The organism is uncultured Aureimonas sp., assembly GCF_913775355.1.
In the GTDB taxonomy this organism is placed as follows: Bacteria; Pseudomonadota; Alphaproteobacteria; order Rhizobiales; family Rhizobiaceae; genus Aureimonas.
On record NZ_CAJYIU010000163.1, the window covers coordinates 1 to 19,971 of the forward strand.

Consider the following 19,971-nt stretch of genomic DNA (forward strand, 5'->3'; position numbering starts at 1 on the left):
TCATGGCCGTCGCGCAGGAGTTGCAGGATGCAGTGGCTACCGAGGAACCCGGTGCCGCCGGTGACGAGAACTGTGCTCATGGGATCTCCTTCGAGGCGAAGAAATCCGGTAAGATGACGGAGATCAACCAGGATGGATTCTTGGACCTAGCTGTCTGGTAGCGGAACGTTGTTGCAACCCGTTATGAGAAGACCACCGCAGGCGTCCTCTGCCTCGCCGCAGCCCTCGACTGAATCAGACGCTAACAGACTCTGGCACGATGCAGATGAAATCTGCCGTCTCATCTGGGACGATAGCCGCAGAGAAATACCACGACACGTTCGTGCGTGATGGATCGGTCGGACTCGGTGATGTGATGAGGCTCGAGACCGAAGCTCGCCGCCCTCATCCGCTCCGTGACAACGAAAGCCAGGAACTGGTCCACGACGGTCTGAGGTTCGGCCGCACGAAGTTCCCCACGTCGCTGCGCCTCGGCTACGACGGGGACGATCAGATCGGCCACCGAGCGCCGCGCCTCCTCGTAGGTCTTCATCAAGTTGGGAAACTTCGGGATCATCGAGACCATCAGTCGGTCGAGAGCCACGATGTCCTCCCGGATGGCGGAGCCGATGAGGTCGAGCGCGATCCGGTTCAGGTAGGCCTCGATGTCCTCACCGTCGTTCCTCACGATCCTCGGCCGGGCCTCAGACAGGAATTCGCCGAGGACGCTGCCGACCGTGGCGCGGAAGAGACCGTCCTTTTCACCGAAGCGGGCGTAGAGCGTCTTCTTCGACATTTTCCCGATGGCGCAGATTTCGTCGATGCTGGTCTCCTCGAACCCCTTTTCGACGAAGAGGCGGCGCGCGATCGACAGGATGAGGTCGGTCAGCTGTTGCGCTTCCTCGGGCGATGGTCTGCCACGCGTCCGGGAGGCCATCAGGCAGGGTCGGTTCGGCCCGGTATTCGGAAGCGGACGTTTCTCAGGGTGCTTCATTCACAGTCATCGCGCATGTCAAGATCGGCGTTCCCGCTCTACCACAGGCGGGCGCGCTACACCGCTCGAAACGAAATAGCGGCATTAGTCGGGACAGGTGTCGGTCGCTAGCTCAAGGAGCAGACTTAATCAATGATACGATTCGGTATCATTCATCAAGTCTGACTTAGAAGCCCCTCCACCGAAGCGCGAGCATTCTCGCACAGTCTTGTCATGCAGCCTGCTTTCAAGAGTTGCGAAATCAGGATTGAAAAGGAACGGCATCGCGTCATATAGGCGGCCACGGATTGCTGCGGAGCGCGTCCGTAGGAGCTAGCGCACGGCAGGCGCGGCGCCAGGTATGCAAGCGTTCCGTCGGTGCAATGCCTCAAGGGCCGCGTTCACATGGTCAGGTCTACCCGATGGGTCCACGGCTGCCGCCCGGCAAGAGCGGGCGCGGTGCTGTCGATCCTCCTTTTGCTGTCCGCCTGCGGCGAGCAACCGCCCCCGCCCGAGCAGAAGCCGGAGCGCGTCGCGGTCGACGTCGTAGCCTTCGAGCCGATCGCGCCGGACCTGTCCCTGACCGGTACCGTCGCCGCGCGGGTGGAGAGTCAGTTGTCCTTCCAGATCGACGGCCGCGTCGCGGAGCGCTTCGTGGACGTCAGCGATCGCGTCAAGGCGGGCGACCTCCTCGCACGCCTTGACCCCGCGAGCCAGCAGGCGGACGTCGATGCGGCGCAGGCGAGCGTCGCAGCGGCCGAGGCGACGTTAGAACAGGCGCGCATCAACTTCGATCGCCAGGACCAGCTGCTGCGGAGCGGCGTGACGACGCGCGGCAACTTCGAGAACGCGCGCAAGGACCTGCGGGACGCGCAAGGCAATCTCGACAGCGCGAAAGCAAGTCTGGCCAACGCGCGGGAGCAGTTGACCTTTACCGAGCTGCGGGCCGACGCGGACGGCGTCATCACGGAAAGACGCACGGAAACCGGACAGGTCGCCGCCGCGGCCCAGCCGGTCTTCACCCTGGCGCACGAGGGCGAGCGCGAGGCGGTGTTCGACGTCTATGAATCCCTCCTTATCGAAGACCCGTCGCCGTCGGGCGAACTGACCGTGCGCCTCGTCGGCGACCCTTCGGTCGAGGCGCGGGCGAAGGTCCGCGAGATCTCGCCGACCTTCGACAGCCGCACGGGAACGGTGCGGGTCCGCGTGACCCTGATCGCCCCGCCAGAGCGCATGGGGCTTGGAAGCGCCGTCGTCGGCGTCGCGCAGGGACAGGAGAAGCGCCTGGCGAGGCTGTCCTGGCGCGCCCTGTCGGCCGGCACCAGGGGAGCCGCGGTCTGGGTCATCGACGAGGCGACGAAAGCCGTCTCGCTTCGCCCGATCGAGGTCGACAGCTACCGGACCGGCTACATTCTCGTCTCCGGCGGGCTGAAGGCGGGCGACAAGGTAGTGACTGCCGGGTCCCAACTCCTGCGCGAAGGGCAGGTCGTGGAGATCGCACAGGACGTGCCGGCATGAGGATGGTGCTCCGCCTGTTCGCTGTGGTCGCGCTCCTCGGGCTCGCTGGATGCGGCGACGACGAGGCGAGCGAAGCCGCACCGCCGGTCCGGCCGGTGCTCTCGACGGTGGCCGAGGTCTCGCCTCTTCCCGAGCCGACCTTCGCCGGCTCGGTCCAGCCACGCTATTCGCGAGACCTCGGGTTCCGCGTCGCCGGGCGGGTACTCAGCCGCAACGTCGATGTCGGCGACACGGTCGAGGCGGGGCAGTTGCTCGCCTCGCTCGACCCGCAGGCGCAGGCGCTGGCCGTCCGATCGCTGCAGGGAGAACTCGCCGCCGCCCAGGCCCAGGAGGAGAACGCGCGCCTCGCGCGCGACCGCCAAGCGGCCCTCGTCCAGCGCAACGCCAGTCCCCAGGCCCAGCTCGACAGCGCCGAGCAGCAACTGGCCAGCGCGCGCTCGGCGGTCGCCAGCCGCGTCTCCGAACTCGACAAGGCGAAGCAGGAGCTCGGCTACACACGCCTTCTGTCCGAGACCGACGGGATCGTCACGGCCGTCGGCATCGAGGTCGGACAGGTCGCCGCCGTCGGGCAGGTCGCCGTGACGGTTGCCCAGACCGACGTTCGCGAGGCGGCGGTCGACGTCAGCGATGAAGAGGTCGATGCGCTCGCGCCCCGGCAGGCATTCCTCGTCTCGCTGCAGATCGATCCTTCGCGCGTCACGAGCGGGCGGGTGCGCGAGATCGCACCGCGCTCCGACAGCGCGACGCGCACCCGGCGCGTCCTAATCACGCTCGACGACCCGCCGCCGGCCTTCCGCGTCGGCACGACTGTCGACGCGCGGCGCGACACGGGCTCGGAAGGCGAGATCCGCCTGCCCGACACGGCGCTCCTGCGGACGGGCGCGGAAGCCTCCGTCTGGGTGGTGGACGAGGCCGCCGGCCGCGTCGCCCGGCGCGCCGTCACCTTCGAGGCCAGCGGCCGCGGCGAGGTGCGGATCACCTCGGGCATCGAGGCGGGCATGCGCATCGTTACGGCGGGCGTCAACTCGCTGAAGGAAGGCCAGGCCGTGAAGGTCGAACAGGAGCTCGTGCGTTGAAGCGGTTCAACCTGTCGGAATGGGCGCTGCACCATCGTTCGCTGGTCTGGTACTTCATGATCGTCTTCGCCGTGGCGGGAGGGCTTTCCTACATCAACCTCGGCCGCGAGGAGGATCCCAACTTCACCATCAAGACCATGATCATCCAGGCGAACTGGCCGGGTGCCACGCTGGAGGACACGGTCAACCAGATCACCGAGCGGATCGAGAAGAAGCTCGAGGAGCTTCCGCAGATCGACTATACCAAGAGCCTCACCTCGCCTGGCTCGACAACGGTCTATCTCTACCTCCTCGACACGACGCCGGCCAAGGACGTCGCCCAGCAGTGGGTGCGAGCGCGCAACCTCATCCGCGACATCCAGTCCGAGATGCCTTCAGGCGTTCAGGGTCCCTTCTTCAACGACGACTTCGGCGACGTCTACGGCAACATCTATGCCCTGACGGCGGACGGCGTCTCCCAGCGCCAGTTGCGCGACTACGCCGAGGCGGCCCGCGACAAGATCCTCGGCGTGCCCAATGTCGGCAAAGTCAACCTGATCGGTGCGCAGGACGAGGTGATCTATCTGGAGTTCTCCGTCCGCGAGATCGCCGCCCTCGGCCTCAGCCAGCAGACCATCATCGATGCGCTGGCGGCCCAGAACGCGGTGGTCCCGTCAGGGACGATCGATGCCGACGGCGAGCGCATCACGGTGCGCGTCAACGGGCAGTTCGCCTCCGAGGACAGCCTGCGCAACGTCAATCTCTGGATCAACGACCGCTTCTTCCGCCTGTCAGACGTAGCGCGGATCGTGCGGACGTACCAGGATCCCCCGCAGGCCCTGTTCCGCTACAAGGGCGAGCCAGCGCTCGGGCTCGCGATCGGTATGAAGGCCGGCGCGAACCTCCTCGAGTTCGGCGAAGCCCTGACCACCGAGATGAAGGCCGTCGAGGCGCAACTGCCGATCGGCGTCGGCCTGCATCTCGTCTCCGATCAGCCGCATGTGGTGGAGGAAGCGGTCGGCGGCTTCACGACGGCGCTCGTCGAGGCGATCGTCATCGTGCTCGCCGTGTCGTTCGTCAGCCTCGGCCTGCGCGCCGGCTTCATCGTCACGCTCGCCATTCCCCTGACCCTCGCCATCACCTTCATGGTGATGGAGTATTCCGGTGTCTCGCTGCAGCGCATCTCCCTCGGCGCCCTGATCATCGCGCTCGGCCTTCTTGTCGACGACGCGATGATCGCAATCGAGATGATGGTGGCACGGCTGGAGGTCGGCGACGACCTGCACAAGGCGGCGACCTACATCTACACCTCGACCGCCTTCCCCATGCTGACGGGAACGCTGGTCACGGTCGCCAGCTTCATGCCGGTCGGCCTCAACAGCAGCGCTGCGGGCGAGTTCACCTTCACCCTGTTCGTCGTGATCGCGGTCTCCCTGATCGTCTCCTGGCTCGTGGCCGTGATCTTCATGCCGATCCTCGGCGTGACCTTCATGCCGAAGTCGATGAAGAAGCACTCGGAGAAGAAGGGGCTGTTCGGCCGATCCTTCTCGGCGATCCTGCGTCTTTGCGTGCGCTTCAAGTGGCTCACCATCCTGGCGACCGTCGGGCTCTTCGCCCTTGCGATCTTCGGTATGGGCTTTGTCCAGCAGCAGTTCTTTCCGACCTCGGACCGGCCCGAGGTGATCGTCGACTGGACGGCGGCGCAGAACACCTCGATCGACGAGACGCGAGCCCAGATGGATCGCTTCGAGACGAACCTGCGCGATGATCCGGACATCACCTACTGGTCGTCCTATGTCGGACAGGGCGCCGTTCGCTTCGTGCTGTCGTTCGACGTGCAGCCGGCCAGTCCGAACTACGGCCAGATCGTCATCATGACGACGGACGTGGAGGCGCGCGACCGCGTGATCGCGAAGCTGCGCGACATCGGCGAGCGCGACTTCCTCGGGACCGATGTCTTCGTCCACACGATGGATCTCGGGCCGCCCGTCGGCCGGCCGATCCAGTATCGTGTCAGCGGTCCCGACCTTCAGGTCGTGCGCGGCATTGCGCAGCGCGTCGCCGGGGCCGTCGGCGCCAACCCGAACATGGGCCGCGTGACGCTGGACTGGAACGAGCCCGCCCGCGTCGTCAAGGTGAACGTCCTCCAGGACAAGGCACGCCAGCTCGGCATATCCTCGCAGGACATCGCCTCGGCGCTCGGGAACGTCGTCGGTGGGACGACGGCAACCCAGATCCGCGACGGGATCTATCTCGTCGACGTCATCAGCCGGGCCCGCGACGAAGAACGCAGCTCGATCGAGACCCTGCGCAACCTCCAGCTGAACACCCAGGACGGGCGCGTCATTCCGCTCGCCGCCGTCGCGACCCTCGACCATGAGATGGAGCAGCCCTTCATCTGGCGCCGCGACCGCGTACCGACGATCACGGTGAAGGCGACCGTGAGCTCGAAGGCGCAGCCGGCGACGATCGACGAGGAGCTGGCGCCCGAGATCGAGGCGCTTCGGGCGGAGCTTCCGCCGTCTTACGCGATCGCCGTCGGCGGCGCGGTCGAGGAAAGCGCCAAGGGACAGGGCCCGATCGCCGGCGTCCTGCCGCTGATGCTCCTGACGATGACGACGATCCTGATGTTCCAGCTGCAGAGCTTCCAGCGCCTCTTCCTGGTCGTCGCCGTGGCACCGCTCGGCCTGATCGGCGTCGTGGCGGCGCTGGTTCCCTCGGGAGCGCCCCTCGGCTTCGTCGCCATCCTCGGGGTCCTCGCGCTGATCGGCATCCTCATCCGAAACTCGGTGATCCTGATCGTGCAGATCGAGGATCACATCCGCGAGGGGTGGGGCCGCTGGGACGCGGTGCTGGACGCCACGGAACACCGGATGCGGCCGATCATGCTCACCGCGGCGGCCGCCTCGCTCGCCCTCATCCCGATCTCGCGCGAGATCTTCTGGGGACCGATGGCCTTCGCCATGATGGGCGGGATCATCGTGGGAACCGTCCTCACGCTCCTGTTCCTGCCCGCGCTCTACGTCGCCTGGTTCCGCATCAAGCCGAGCGAGACGGGCCAGCCGGACCATCACGGCCCGGCGTCCGACGAGCCGTTCAAGGCGGACGGGAGCGGCAAGGCCGGCACGGCGATGGCCTAGCCGCCGCGACCGTTACCGCCATCGCCGGGAGACGCCGCAAGCCTGAACGGGCGCGCAGACATCCGCCTCACCGCAGGGAAAAGCCCAATTGAACCGAGACCATCACCTCGTCATCGTCGGCGGCGGCGTCGCCGGCCTCGACATCGCCAGCCGTATTGGCGGCCGGGACGCTCTGCGCGTCACGCTGATCGATCGCGAACCGGCCCATATCTGGAAGCCCATGCTGCACACGATCGCGGCCGGCACTCAGTCCTCCTCGTTCCAGCAGACCTCTTTTGTCGGGCAGGCCCGCGAAAGGGGTTTCGCCTATCAGCCCGGCGAGGCGATCGGCATCGACCGCAAGCAACGGGAGGTTCGGCTGGGGCCGATCGTCGCGGACGGGCGGGACATCGTCCCGGCGCGCAGCGTCAGCTACGATACGCTCGTCCTTGCGGTCGGAAGCGAGGCCAACGATTTCGGCACCCCAGGAGCCGGCCGTCACTGCCTGACCATCAATTCGCGCGGTCAGGCCATCGCCTTCAACGACCGGATGAGGATCGAACTCCTCCACGCCCTGGCACAGGACCGGACGTTCGGGGTCGCGATCGTCGGCGGCGGGGCCACCGGGGTGGAACTGGCGGCCGAGATCGTGCAGCTTGCCGAGATCGTGCAGGGTTACGGGATCAGCGGCCTCAGGGAGCGGGTCCGCATTTCGTTGATCGACACGGGCGACCGGCTTCTTCGCGCCTTCCCCGAGCGGATCTCGCATGCCGTCGCGGCGCGCCTGCGCGAGATGGGCGTCGAAGTGAACCTCAGTGTAAAGGTTGTTTCAGTCGACGAGGAGGCGTTCAACCTCTCCGACGGCAAGATTGTGCGCGCCGAAATGAAGGTCTGGGCGGCAGGCGTGCGGGCTCCCGGTCTCCTGTCCACGATCGAGGGGATCCAGTTGAGCAAGCTCGGCCAAATCGTCGTCGGGGACGATCTGAGATCGGTCGACGACCGTTCGATCGTCGGCGTCGGCGACTGCGCCAGCCCCCGTTTCGCGGACGCCTCGATTCTGGTCCCGACCACGGCGCAGGCGGCCTCGCAGGAGGCTGACTACCTTGTCCGTCATCTGCCGACCCTGATCGCGGGCGGCACCGCTCCCGCCTTTCAGTACCGCGACTTCGGCTCACTCGTGTCGCTCGGGGGCTACGACGCCTACGGAACGCTCGGTCGCATCGGCCTGTTCGGAGGCGGATTTCTGAAGGGGCGTGTCGCGCAACTCGGGCATGCGCTGCTTTACCGCCGCCATCAGGCTCGGCTGCACGGGATGGGCCGGGGCAGCCTTCTCTGGCTTGCGGACGTCCTGAACGCGCGGGTTAGACCGCGGGCGCGCTTGTCATGAGCGAAGACGCCGAATTACCCGCCGCGAAACAGCCTTCCGCAACATCGCAAGGACCAAGAGATGAAACAGCGAATGCTGGTCTCTCCTCTGAGCAGTGCCGCGCCGCTCGCGGACTGCTGGACTGGTCGGTCCAGAAGCTGGCACGACACGCCGGCGTTCCTGTCGACTGCGTGCGTATTTTCGAACGTCGTCGGAATGAAGGGGATGCCGATACGGTTGAACTGATTCGTCACGCGCTTGAGCTCGGCGGGATCGAATTCATTCCCGAGGATAAAAAGGGAGCGGGTGCAAGACTACGAAAGCCATCGGCCAAGTAATTTATTCGCATCCACCCCTTCTTTCACCAATTCGATGAATACTGAAACAAAATCAATATTCATCAGTATTCTGAATATCCTTGAAATTCCCTCATGCATGCGTTCGCGCCATGCCTACAAGATCGACTCAAGTTGAATTGACGTTTTGAATGATGCTACCTGAATAACCATGCCACAATCCGTGGATTTGCGATGATCGGGTGTTCTAGCAGATCTTCTACACCGTGGGAGCTACGGCCCTCGGCTTTGAGAATGGAGGGGCAACACAACCTGTTGCGTCCGCGTGTCTGTCGACGGCCTCGTCACTGAAGCGCTGAGCGCTGCAGTCGCTCGCAGGTCTGGAGGGCCTCTCCTACCAAGACCTGTATGTGTCCAACAACGATTGCGCGTCATCGAAAGGAATTCAGGTAGAAGGACACATAGGCTTCGATCTCTTTGCGATCGACGTCGGTCAGTTCCAGACCGGCCAAACCGAAGCTGGCCTGACGCAGGCGCGGCGCGATGGCCCCGTCGGCGAACCAGCGCGCCGCACGTCTGACGTCCTCGACCGGAAGATCACCGCGCTCGCGCGCGGCCGAGAGAAGATCCGCCACGCTGTCGTAAACGGCATCGATCATGGCGCCGAGGATCTGCGAGACGTTCGGAAACTCCTTGACGACCGACAGGAACAGACGCTCGAACGCCAGCATGTCGGTTCGAAGCGTCTGCTTGAGGAACCGACAGGCGCATTCGATCAATGCGTCCCGCAACGGCATCGCCAACAGATCGGAGTCGAGCCTCCGACGCTCGTTGAGGAAGTCTTCGGTGAAACTTCGAACCACCTCCTCCAGCAGCGACGCCTTGTTGTCGAAGCGCTTGTAGAAGGTCTGATTGGAAATCGACGCAAGCTCGATGACGTCATCGATGGCTGTGGCGTCGTATCCGACCTCAAGAAACCGAGATTGCGCAACCGCGACGATGTGTCGCGTCAGTTCGAGCGTCTCCTCCTGGGACGGGCGTCCGCGGCGGCGCGGCGCGGTATGGGTCTGTATTGTCAATCGCTTGCGGCTCTTTCCAGAACGAATCACGCCTTCGCGCTTCCTCAAGACAGATTCGCCACGACATTGGGGCGCTCTCTTGAAAAAGAACCGAACGGTCTATTTATCCGCGCAGCGTCTCGCCTCGGGACCCGTCGATCACACTCAGTGCGTTCGATACCTCTCAATCGGAGAAACTTATGAAACGACTCGCCCTCGCCATCGCCCTCCTGTCGACGACCGCAGTCCTGCCCGCGACCGCACAGGTCGTCACGATCGTCGAACTTGACCGTGACGTCGTTGTCCCCCCGTTCGGCCTGACGGTCGGAAAGCTGGAGCGTTCCGCCATCACGGATACCGCAGGCAAGCGTCTCGGCGATATCGAGAAGGTCGTCGGCACGGCCGAAGAGGGACCGACCGCTTTGGTCATCAAGGCCGAAAACAGCGAATCCTCGTATATCGTGCCCCTTGCTCGGTTCGGCTCCGTCAACGGCGCCATCACCGTCGACATCACGACCGCCGACCTCGCCAAGCTCCCCGTGTACGGTCGATAATTCAGGCCCTGCTGCGTTCGGTTCGAGCGATCTCGTGCATCCCCAGTTTGTCCGGGGATGCACGAGCGCTCTGCCGAAGCGTATGTCGCACGCCCTCAGAACCGATCCAAACCTTGAATGGATCGGTATGGTAAAAATGCACCACCGCCGACCGAACATTTTGGTGGCATTGACTGGCACACAAAGCATTTTTAAATAGACCAATCGGTCTAATTGGCCGAGGCATTCGAGGGGAAGACGATGACGATGAAGTTTCTTTTGACATCGGCAGCGCTCGTCGCGCTGTCGGCACCGGCGTTTTCGGCTGACGTGGTTTATGAAGAGCCGGCGGCACCCGTCGTCGCGCTGGCTCCTGCTTACACGTGGACTGGCTTCTATATCGGCGGACAGGCCGGCGCTGCCTTCAACAACGAGTCCGGGGACGTCGAGTACAATCCCGCCACTGGTGCGTTCTTTCCGTCGACGTCCTTCGTCGCCGGTGACGACAATTCCGACGATGCGGCCTTCGTGGGCGGCGCTCATGTCGGTTTCGACTATCAGATCGACAGCCTGATCATCGGTGCGGTGGCCGACATCAACTATATCGATGCCTCGACGATCTCCAGCTACACGCTCGGTACGGTCGCCACCGGCTTCGATACGTTCGGCGTCTCGCAGGACATCAATTTTATCGCGACCGCCCGCGCCAAGATCGGTTTCCTGCCGACCGAGCGCCTTGCGATCTATGCAACGGGCGGCGTGGCCTACGCCGATACCGATGTCGAGTTCGTCTCGCCGGGCATCCTCAATGCGACGCGCGGTTTTGCCACATCGGTGAGATCCGACAACGACGATGTTGGATATGCTGTCGGTGGCGGAGTCGATTACCTCGTCACGCAGAATTTCTCGGTAGGCCTTGAGTATCTGTACACCGACATCGGCGAGACAAACCTCGACGTAACCTACACCAATCCGCTGCTGCCCATCGGACAGCAGACGTTCGAGACCTCGTCGAACGACGACCTCGACTTCCATACCGTGTGGGCGAAGGCTTCGTTCCGCTTCAACTAACTAAGCCTTTGCGAAAAGCGCTCCTGCGTTGATCGCGGGGGCCTTCGACAGCCTGTCGTTCTCCAGTCCCGGCAGGCTGTCACTCCCTCGAAGTCGTCGCGCAAGTCGCTTCATCATGCCACCGGCATGGCAATGGGCAGCAACACTCGCTGCAGACGTCCCTTCCATCCAAGTTTCCGGCGACCGTAATGTTTAGCAAACGAATGACGTTGATCGCTCTTATCGGCGTCTTCGCGGTGACGATCGTCGCCGGCGGGTCACTGGTCGCCTACTGGGACGGGATGAACCGGACCGACGAGACCGGCGTTCGGTAGCGATTGGTTCGAAGGTGGGCATGAAGGCGTTTGTCCGTTTTGGAAGGAACGTCGTCCCCATCATCGCTGCTTAAACGGGCAAGCTCCTGATCGTCCGTGGGACGAAAGAAAGTAATCGGTGCTCAACTTGGGGAAGCCCAATCAAGGCCCTGTTGGCGCCTGATCCAAGCGAGCGCGGTTGCGAGGCAGAAGACGCCGTGGAAACTGGCACCAGTCTTCCTGCGCCGATGACACTCACGCAGGTCCTGGTGTGACGTGACCCCCGTTTTTCATCCAGCGGGAGCGAGAGTCCTGTCGTGATCTGACCTGCTACCCGTTCCTGGACCACTTGGCCGGTCGTCATCCAGCTTCGACCGGCGGCGGCGGGCCATGTGCCGCTGACCGGTTCACCAGCGATATCGGCGGTTTGTTGCCGATGGCACTATGCGGTCGCACCTCGTTGTAGTCTCTACGCCAAGCCTCGCATTTGCGCACCGCGTCGTCGAGGCTCATGAACCAGTGCTGGTTCAGACACTCTGCCCGGAACTTGCCGTTGAACGACTTGGGTGTTGGCGTTGTCCGTCGGCTTTCCGGGCCGGGAGAAGTCGAGCACGACACCGTGGGTATAGGCCCACAGGTCCAACTCGCGCGAGACGAACTCGCTCCCCTGGTCGACCCGGATCGACGCGGGATAGCCCACCTCGCCGCAGACGCGTTCGAGCACGCCCACGACGTCGGGAGCCCGGAAGCTGAAGCGCGGCACCACCGCCGGCGAGAACCGGCTGAAGGTGTCCACGACGGTCAGGATACGCAGCTTCGGTCCCGTCGCGAGCTGGTCATGGACAAAATCCATGGCCCATACCTCGTTCGAGCAGGACGCCGCGCAGCGGCCCTCCCGCAGCTTCGCCTTGACCCGGCGCTTGGGTGGTCTGTGCCGCAGTTGCAGACCCATCTCCTTGTAAAGACGATAGATCCGTTTTGCGTTCACGTCCCAGCCCTCCCGCCGAAGCAAGACGTGGATGCGTCGATACCCATAGCGCACCCGCGTCTCGGCGATCTCCTTCACTCGCTTCTTCAGATCGGCCTGATCGGCGCGGCGCCCACGATAGTGGTAGCTTGATCGCTCCGCCCGAAGCACAGTACAGGCCCGCCGGATGCTGACCTGCCACGTGCTCCTGACGTCGTCGACGAGCTGCCGGCGCCGGTCAGGCCTCAGAGCTTTCGCGAGACGACATCCTGCAACATCGCCTTGTCGAGGCTGAGATCCGCAACCAGCCGCTTCAGCTTGGCATTCTCATCCTCGAGTTGGCGCAGTCGCCGCATCTCCGACGGCATAAGCCCCGCGTACTTCCTGCGCCAGGCGTAGAACGTCGCCTCGCTGATCCCGGTCTTGCGGCACACTTCGCCGACGCTCGTGCCGTCCTCAGCCTGCTTCAGCACGAACGCGATCTGCGCCTCGGAAAACTTCGACCTCTTCATTTCAAGCTCCTCTTCCGGCCCTCCTTCATAACTGGAATTTTCCAGCTCAGAACGGTCCAGGAAACGGGCAGCAGGTCACCTGTATCACTGCCGCGATCGTCTTGGCGTTTGTGCCCGATCCCACCCGCACCGCGACACCGTCGATCTTCAGCTTGATCCCACCGATGGGCTGGCGTGCCGCCCGTTGACGCCGCTTCGGCTTGGCCGGTGCCGTCACCGAAGCCGGAGGCTCCGCCTCGACGACCACCGGAACGAAGGCTGGCACGAGCGGGGCGGCTTCCGGCTCAATGCGCGCTTCCCGGCGCCACCCGAAGACCTGAAGCGGGCGAAGGCCATGGCGGCGGGCGACCTACGACACAACGGCTCCCGGCGCCAGCGTCTCTTCCAGAACCCGCACCTTCTGGTCGGGGGACAACTGTCGGCGGCCGCCAGCCCCGTTGATGATCTCTATACGGCGCACCGGGCGCGAAGGGTCAGGCCTACGGTCAAATCCAGACACAAAACGATTTTTATCTTGGATCGTCAGACTCCGCGCTCGCGAAAAGAAACGGAAGGTGGGGCCGGGAGAACGCTTACGGATAGTAATGCCACTCAGCGTCCGCTTTCGCGCGAATTGGCCGTGCGCACTTGTGATTTGGAAAGGTTGAAACCGGATGGTCACTTCCCGACGTCCGCTTTCAGGGCGCTCACCGACGCGGAGGGGTCGTTTCCGGAACAGCAGCTCTCTGACTGGCCAACCCACAAGCTGCCGGTCGACTTTCGGCACATTGCCCTTCTTTAAAAGAATGTCTCGCAACAGTTTTTGTCAGCATAGTTACTTATTTGCCCATCGTTGCCAGAGGGGACGAGCTTATTGTTGAGTTTCCTGCATTTAATTAGCAGACGTCATCCAAAACGTTGCTGGGATTCAGCGTCGAAAAGGTGGACGCGCTCGGGCTGAATCCGGATGGGAAGCACGTCGCCTGGTCCGCCGGCGAGATGGTCGCGCAGGACGACGACGAGATCGTCTTCGCCGAGCTTAACTACGAGTTGCGTCTCGGAACCCATGGGTTCGATGACCGAGATGATGCCCATTCCGTGCGTGGCAGCGACGTCGCCGAGATGGATGTGTTCCGGCCGGATGCCGTAGACGATACGTCTGTTTGCGTTCAGCTTCATGGCGCCTTCCGGCAGCGGCAGGAGGGTGCCGCCCTTGCTACGGAACATCAGCTCCGCCTTGTCGGAGACGATGTCGCCTTCAAGAAGATTCATCGACGGCGAGCCGATGAAGGCGGCGACGAAGAGATTGCGCGGCGCATTGTAGAGATCGAGCGGTCGCCCGACCTGCTCCACCTGTCCCCCATTCATCACCACAATCCGGTCGGCCATCGTCATCGCTTCGATCTGGTCGTGCGTGACATAGACCATCGTCGTCTTCAGCCGCTGGTGCAGCGACTTGATTTCCGCGCGCATCTGCACGCGCAGCTTGGCGTCGAGGTTCGACAGCGGTTCGTCAAAGAGGAAGACCTTGGGATCGCGCACGATGGCGCGGCCCATGGCGACGCGCTGGCGCTGGCCCCCCGAGAGCTGCTTCGGCAGCCGTTCGAGAAGGGGCCCGAGCGCGAGGATGTCTGCCGCCTTGCGCACGCGCTCGGCGATCGTGGCCTTGTCGCTTTTGGCCAGACGAAGCGAGAAGCCCATGTTTTCTGCCACCGACATGTGCGGGTAGAGTGCATAGGTCTGAAACACCATGGCGACGTCCCGCTCCTTGGGCGGCACGTCGTTCACGGCCCGTCCGCCGATGCGGATGTCGCCGCCGGTGATCTTCTCGAGGCCGGCGATCATTCGCAGGAGGGTCGATTTTCCGCACCCCGACGGACCGACGAGGATGACGAACTCGCCGTCGGCGATGTCGAGGTCGACATCCTTGATGACGGCATGGGCACCGTAAGATTTCTGGACGCCACTGAGGGAGAGGGGGGCCATGGCTGCTCCTTGAGCGGTCGGCGGATGGGGCGGATGACGAGTTCAAGCACCGAACGGCGTCACATCACGAAGACGGCTTTTTCAGTCCTGCGCTCGTCGAACATGCGGAAGGCCGTCTCGGCGTCGTCCAGCGCGAAGCGGTGTGTGGCGAGGCGTTCGAGATCAATGTTCTTGGCCTCGATGACGCGCGTGATCTCGGGGTATTCGGCAATGTTGAAGTACCAGGACCCGAAAATCGTCACCTGCTTGCGGATCAGCTGTTCGCTCGGACGGATCGTCGTCTCGCGGCTCTCGCCGACGCAGGCGAGCTGGCCGAACGGGGCGAGCGCGTCGAGCGCCATGTTCTGTGCACCGCCGTTGCCCGAGCAGTCGATCGCCCGGTCGAGGCCATGGCCTTGCGTGAAGTCCTTCAACGTCGCGAGGGAGGCGGGATCCGTCGGGTCGAGCGCGAGATCGGCCCCGAGTTCGAGCGAGAAGCGTCGGCGCTCCTCGATGGGATCGAATGTAACGACGCGCCCTCCAAGTGCCTTGGCGGCCAGGGTTCCGGCCGAGCCCATTGGTCCAAGTCCCCAGATGCCCACCGTCTTCGACCCGTCGATGCCGAGCTTCCTGCTCGCCGAATAGAGCGTGCCGAAGGCATCCGTGGAGATGGCCGCCGCAACGAAGGACATGGAATCGGGAATGCGCAGGAGGTTCCGGGCGGGAACCGCGAGGTATTCGGCGTTGCCGCCATCCTGCGTGAAGCCGAGGCAGGTCCATTGCGGGCAGAGGAACATCGAGCCCTGCCGGCAATATTCGCAGGTGCCGCAGCCGACGGCGAGGTACACCGCGACCCGGTCGCCGGAGCGGAACTGGGTGACGGCGGCGCCGACCTCGACGACGATCCCTGCTGGCTCGTGTCCGGTGATGCAGCGTCCGGCTGCCTCACCGCCCACCGTGGCATCGCCACCGTAGTAGAGGCTCATGTCGGACCGGCATATGCAGGAGGCCTTGACCTGGACCAGGACTTCGTCCGCGCGAGGCGTCGGCACTTCGACGGCGCGAATTTCGACACGCTTGTTGCCGGGGAGATAGACGGCTTTCATCGGATGTTCCTGAGCCTGGTTTCACTTCACCGCGCCGGCCGTCAGGCCACGCACGAACGAGCGCTGCATGAGAAGAAAGAGGACGACGAGCGGCGCGAAGGCGATGGTGCCTGCAGCGGCGATGCCGCCGTAGTCGACGCCGTAGCGCCCCTGCAGCGAGGCTGCGCCGACGGTCAGCGGCTTCAGCGTCTCCGTCTGAAGCACCACGAGCGGCAGGAGATATTCCTGCCAGGAGAAGAGGAATACGATGAGGGCGAGCGACATCAAACCGGGCTTGGCGACGGGCACCACGACCTTGAGAAAGACCTCCGGCATGGTTGCCCCGTCCATGATCGCCGCCTCGATCAGCTCGTTCGGCACGTCCTGCATGACGGTGCGCATCATGAAGATTGAGAAGGGCATCAGCAGTGCGGCCTGCGGAAGGATGACGCCGAGGCGCGTGTCGAGAAGGCCGACGGCCTGGAGGTTACCGTAGAGCGCGACGATGACCGACGGGGCCGGCAGCACGAGACCGGCGAGGAAGAGGACGAAGAAGGCCTCCTTGCCGCGAAAGGCGAGCTTGGCGAAGGCGAAGCCGGCGATCGGCGCCGTCAGCACGATCAGCGCCGTCGAGGACACAGCTAGGAGGACGCTGTTGGCGAAATAGGTGGAGAAGCCGGACTGCGTCCAGACGCGGGCGTAGTTGGACAGGTCGATCGGCCAACTCAGAGCCAGCGGCGCAGCGAAGAGATCGGCCTCGCTGCGCACCGAGGCGAGCAGCACGAGATAGACGGGCAACAGGGCATAGAGCGCAAAAAGCGTCAGGACGCCGTACTGAAGGATGCGGCCGGCTCGGATCATCGTGTCCTCAAGATACGGAAGCTCACGGCGCTGATCGTCAGGACGATCGCGAGGAGGACGACGGACAGGGCGGCGGCGTAGCCGAAGTCGCCGACGAGGAAGAAGGTCTTGTAGATATGGGTGGTGAGAACTTCCGTCGCGTAGCCCGGCCCACCCTGCGTCGTGACCCAGACGAGATCGAAGAATCTCATTGCCTCGATCGCGGCGTAGAGGCCGAGGAAGAGCGTGGTCGACTTCAGAAGCGGCACCGTGATGAAGCGGAAGCGCTGCCACCAGGTCGCGCCGTCCAATGAGGCCGCCTCGTAGAGCGACGGATCCACGGACTGGATCGCGGCGAGATAGATGACGACGCAGAAGCCGAAGAAGGTCCAAGCCCCGACGATGTTCAGCGAAACGAGGGCGCTTGAGGGCTCCGCCAGCCAGGCACCGGCGAGATGGCCGAGGCCGGCGATGTCGAGGCCCCAGTTGGCGAGGCCGAAGAGCGGGTTGTAGATCCATCCCCAGATGATCCCGGCGACGACGAGCGGGATGGTCCGAGGCAGGAAGTAGATGGCCCCGAGGACGCGGACCGTGCGCGGCGACATCTCGGCAAGGATCGCCGACAACAGGAGGCCCGCCATCAGCGGAAAGGCCAGCGTCAGGACGACCCAGATGGCGTTGTGCCCAAGGGCAGCCCAGAACACCCCGTCAGAACCGAGACGCAGATAGTTCGAGACGCCGGCAAAGCCTTGGACGATGCCGTTGTCAAATTTTAAGAACGAGTACACCGCCACCTGCCCGATCGGCAGTCCAACGAAGAGCATGTAGAGCGCGAAGGCTGGCAGAATGAAAAGATACGCCAGGCGGGTCTCGAACATGGAAGATCATCTCCTGGAGGGTGGACGCGGCGGCCTCGTTCCCCGGCGGATGGACGAGGCGCGTCGAGGCGACGCCCCTCGTTGAGGGCGTCACGAGACGGCCGCGACGGGACGAGCTTCGGATCGGCGGGGCTTAGGGCACCCAGCGCTCATTGTTGGCCTTGGCGGCCTCCCACGACGACTGCAGCGTTGCGAGAAACTCGGCGGGTTCGCTCTGGCCGCCGGCAAGGCGCTGCAGTTCGGAGTAAAGAACCTGCGTGACGCTTTCAGGCAAGGTCGTGTGAAGGTCATAGAAGTTGGTGTCGGGTGTCGCGAGACCCGCCGCGAAGAACTCCTTCACCACCGGCAGCACGTCCCAGCCCTCGATTTCCTCGACGGTCGAGCCGATCGGCACGAGGAACCCCTTCTCGCCCCACGTCTTTCGGTTCTCGGGCGTCAGCAGGCAGTCGACATAGGCCGCGGCCGCATCCTTGACGGGCTGCGCCGACTTTTCGGCAATCTGCCACTGCGAACCCTCGCCCCACATCGTACCGGCGGGAATGCCCTCGCCGATCGGCGGCAGCATGAAGACGCCAAGGTCGAACTTGGCGCCGCGGGCGATGTCCTGAAGAACCCAGGTTCCCGTGATCGTCATCGCAGCACGCCCGCCCAGGAACAGGGCGTTGGCCTCATCATAGCCGACGCCGTTGAAGCCGCGCGGGAAATAGCCTTTCGCGGTCCAGTCCTTCAGCGTCGTGGCGGCCTTGAGGAAGGGAGCATCGGTCCATTTGCCGTCGCGAAACAGAACGTCCTCTTCCATCTGACGGCCGGCCGAGAGGCCGAAGAGCAGCGAAAGCGTGTTGGTGGCGGGCCAGCGGTCGCGGTTGCCGAAGGCGATCGGCGTGTAGCCGGCCTGCTTGATCTTGTCGGCGGCCGCCTCGAACTCGGCGAAGGTCTTCGGCACGGAGAGCCCGAGCTCGGCGAAGATCGCCTTGTTATAGTAGACGCCCATCAGGTCCTGTTCCATCGGCACACCGTAGAGGGAGCCTTGATAGGAGTTCCTGCCGCGGTAGAAGGCGTTGATACCCGCCCACTTGTATTGATCGTAGTATCCGTCGAGCTTGGCGAGGCGACCGTTACGGGCATAGCCCGAAAGAACGGCCGCGGCGGGCCATGTGTAGGCGAGATCCGGTGTCTCGTTCGCCGACACGGCGAGGCGATAGGTCTCGCGGATACCGATCGAGGGCACCACGGTGCGCTTGACGTCGAGGTTCGGCAGCTTCGCCTCGCAGGCGCTGATCAGCGCCTCCATGGCTGGCCCAGCCGCCGTGATGCCGGTGGCGGCGAACTGGTCCCATTGCACGACGGGCGTTTTTTCCTGCGCGAGGGCGGGGGCCGACACGGTGGCGGCGAGCATGACAAAAGCGATGCGGCGAACGATCGACATGAATGAAGTCCTCCCAGAGATTCAAGATGCAGTGCAAAGCGATGGCCTCTCCCAAAGCCGCCGGACGTCGGTCAGTCGGTGAGCAGCGGCTTCAAATATTCATAGGAGCGGCGGGCGATCTGGTCGGGCTCCACTCCACGTCGATTGAAACCGACCTCCATCGTGACGAAGCCCGCAAAATTTACCGCCTTCAGCGCCGCGATCAGTGCGACGTAGTCGACCGTGCCGTCGCCGGGCGCGTTGCGGTCGACGTCGGCGATGTGGAGGTGATGAAGGTCCTCGCCGAGCCGGTACACGTAATCCGACGGAACCTCGTTGCGGTAGAGCGCGTGGTAGGTGTCGAACATGCCCTTCACGTTGGGCTTGCCAACCGCGCGTTTCAGCGCCAGCACGTCGTCGACCGTATCGATGAGATTGGAATCGGCGGACGTCGGCTCGATGGCCAGTGTCACCCCGTGACCCGCCGCGAAGTCGGCCACCTCAACGAGGGCCTCCGTCGTCCAGCCGATAGCTTCCTCGCGCGTCGTGCCGAAAATCTGCCAGCCCGCGACATAGAGGACAGTTTTTCCGCCCCATTCAGCACAGAGCTCCGTGACCTTCTTGTACTGGTCGATCGCGGCGGCACGCTCCTCTGAGATCGGCGAGGCAACGTTGAAGCCTGGGCCGCCACCAGGCGCAGGCAGCATCGAGGCCACTTCCAGCCCTACATCGTTCAAGAGATTGCGAATGTCGGTCCGGCGTTGCTTCGAGACGTGGTCTGGATAGGCATGCGGATTGGCCGCGCCGATCTCGATGCCGTCATAGCCGATCGCGGCGATGCGCTTGATCGTGTCTTCGAGCGTATAGGCTGGGACCCACACCGGGAAGCTCGAATAGACCCAAGTGTTGAACGCAAGCCTCATATTTATTCTCCCGCCTTCGCCACGGATGCCTGTCCTCAGGATCGGAGGATGCCCCCGTTCTTCCATGCGCAAAAGCACCTGTTCCACAGCGCTTTCGTTATCGGAGTTTCTTTTCACGTCGTCGAAGAGGGCGGGCACCTTAATTCGTCCAGTTTG

The 19,971-nt window shown here is 63.8% G+C and carries 15 protein-coding genes and 1 pseudogene; 7 read left to right on the forward strand and 9 right to left on the reverse strand.

Going from position 1 to position 19,971, the window contains the following annotated elements; genetic code table 11:
• Positions 1 to 280: 280 nt before the first annotated feature.
• Positions 281 to 916: a TetR/AcrR family transcriptional regulator gene (locus QZ753_RS10550; protein WP_294643514.1), complete on the reverse strand. Its 636-nt coding sequence runs from the start codon at positions 914 to 916 to the stop codon at positions 281 to 283.
• A gap of 495 nt (positions 917 to 1,411) precedes the next feature.
• Between QZ753_RS10550 and QZ753_RS10555 the strand changes: the two genes are divergently transcribed.
• The 5 genes from QZ753_RS10555 to QZ753_RS10575 all read left to right on the forward strand — a co-directional run bounded on the left by QZ753_RS10555 (position 1,412) and on the right by QZ753_RS10575 (position 8,348).
• Complete coding sequence (locus QZ753_RS10555; RefSeq protein WP_294643516.1) at positions 1,412 to 2,470, forward strand: efflux RND transporter periplasmic adaptor subunit; 1,059 nt, start codon at positions 1,412 to 1,414, stop codon at positions 2,468 to 2,470.
• Positions 2,467 to 3,546: an efflux RND transporter periplasmic adaptor subunit gene (locus QZ753_RS10560; protein WP_294643518.1), complete on the forward strand. Its 1,080-nt coding sequence runs from the start codon at positions 2,467 to 2,469 to the stop codon at positions 3,544 to 3,546. Before QZ753_RS10555 ends, QZ753_RS10560 begins: the two co-directional genes overlap by 4 nt.
• Positions 3,543 to 6,665 carry an efflux RND transporter permease subunit gene (locus tag QZ753_RS10565; protein WP_294643520.1) on the forward strand — a complete coding sequence of 1,041 codons (3,123 nt, stop codon included), beginning with the start codon at positions 3,543 to 3,545 and terminating at the stop codon, positions 6,663 to 6,665. Before QZ753_RS10560 ends, QZ753_RS10565 begins: the two co-directional genes overlap by 4 nt.
• 88 nt (positions 6,666 to 6,753) lie before the next feature.
• Complete coding sequence (locus QZ753_RS10570; RefSeq protein WP_294643522.1) at positions 6,754 to 8,031, forward strand: NAD(P)/FAD-dependent oxidoreductase; 1,278 nt, start codon at positions 6,754 to 6,756, stop codon at positions 8,029 to 8,031.
• Positions 8,028 to 8,348, forward strand: coding sequence for a transcriptional regulator (locus tag QZ753_RS10575; protein ID WP_294643524.1), 321 nt, complete (start codon positions 8,028 to 8,030; stop codon positions 8,346 to 8,348). Before QZ753_RS10570 ends, QZ753_RS10575 begins: the two co-directional genes overlap by 4 nt.
• 389 nt (positions 8,349 to 8,737) lie before the next feature.
• Here the strand turns inward: QZ753_RS10575 and QZ753_RS10580 are convergent, their stop codons facing one another.
• A complete protein-coding gene (locus tag QZ753_RS10580) occupies positions 8,738 to 9,433 on the reverse strand; it encodes a TetR/AcrR family transcriptional regulator (protein ID WP_294643526.1) in 696 nt (231 codons plus the stop codon).
• A 131-nt stretch (positions 9,434 to 9,564) separates the two neighbouring features.
• On the opposite strand from QZ753_RS10580, the gene QZ753_RS10585 reads away from it, so the two are divergent.
• Both QZ753_RS10585 and QZ753_RS10590 read left to right on the forward strand, forming a co-directional pair.
• Positions 9,565 to 9,918: a hypothetical protein gene (locus tag QZ753_RS10585; RefSeq protein ID WP_294643529.1), complete on the forward strand. Its 354-nt coding sequence runs from the start codon at positions 9,565 to 9,567 to the stop codon at positions 9,916 to 9,918.
• 240 nt (positions 9,919 to 10,158) lie between these two features.
• Positions 10,159 to 10,968 (forward strand): outer membrane beta-barrel protein, encoded by an 810-nt coding sequence (locus tag QZ753_RS10590; protein ID WP_294643531.1) that lies wholly within the window; start codon positions 10,159 to 10,161, stop codon positions 10,966 to 10,968.
• A gap of 653 nt (positions 10,969 to 11,621) precedes the next feature.
• On the opposite strand, the pseudogene QZ753_RS10595 reads toward QZ753_RS10590, so the two are convergent.
• The 7 genes and pseudogenes from QZ753_RS10595 to QZ753_RS10625 all read right to left on the reverse strand — a co-directional run bounded on the left by QZ753_RS10595 (position 11,622) and on the right by QZ753_RS10625 (position 19,953).
• Positions 11,622 to 12,740: pseudogene (locus QZ753_RS10595) on the reverse strand (IS3 family transposase).
• Positions 12,741 to 13,625: 885 nt separating this feature from the next.
• Entirely contained in the window at positions 13,626 to 14,705 is a 1,080-nt protein-coding gene (locus QZ753_RS10600; RefSeq protein WP_294643533.1) for an ABC transporter ATP-binding protein, read from the reverse strand.
• A gap of 59 nt (positions 14,706 to 14,764) precedes the next feature.
• Entirely contained in the window at positions 14,765 to 15,790 is a 1,026-nt protein-coding gene (locus QZ753_RS10605; protein WP_294643535.1) for an alcohol dehydrogenase catalytic domain-containing protein, read from the reverse strand.
• 21 nt (positions 15,791 to 15,811) lie between these two features.
• Complete coding sequence (locus QZ753_RS10610; RefSeq protein WP_294643537.1) at positions 15,812 to 16,630, reverse strand: carbohydrate ABC transporter permease; 819 nt, start codon at positions 16,628 to 16,630, stop codon at positions 15,812 to 15,814.
• Entirely contained in the window at positions 16,627 to 17,487 is an 861-nt protein-coding gene (locus QZ753_RS10615; RefSeq protein ID WP_294643538.1) for a carbohydrate ABC transporter permease, read from the reverse strand. The genes QZ753_RS10610 and QZ753_RS10615 overlap by 4 nt, the downstream gene beginning before the upstream one ends.
• 133 nt (positions 17,488 to 17,620) lie before the next feature.
• Positions 17,621 to 18,913 (reverse strand): extracellular solute-binding protein, encoded by a 1,293-nt coding sequence (locus tag QZ753_RS10620; RefSeq protein WP_294643540.1) that lies wholly within the window; start codon positions 18,911 to 18,913, stop codon positions 17,621 to 17,623.
• 71 nt (positions 18,914 to 18,984) lie between these two features.
• The gene (locus tag QZ753_RS10625) at positions 18,985 to 19,953 is read right to left on the reverse strand and encodes a sugar phosphate isomerase/epimerase family protein (RefSeq protein WP_367171505.1); all 969 of its coding nucleotides are present in this window, start codon (positions 19,951 to 19,953) and stop codon (positions 18,985 to 18,987) included.
• Between the last annotated feature and the right edge of the window lie 18 nt (positions 19,954 to 19,971).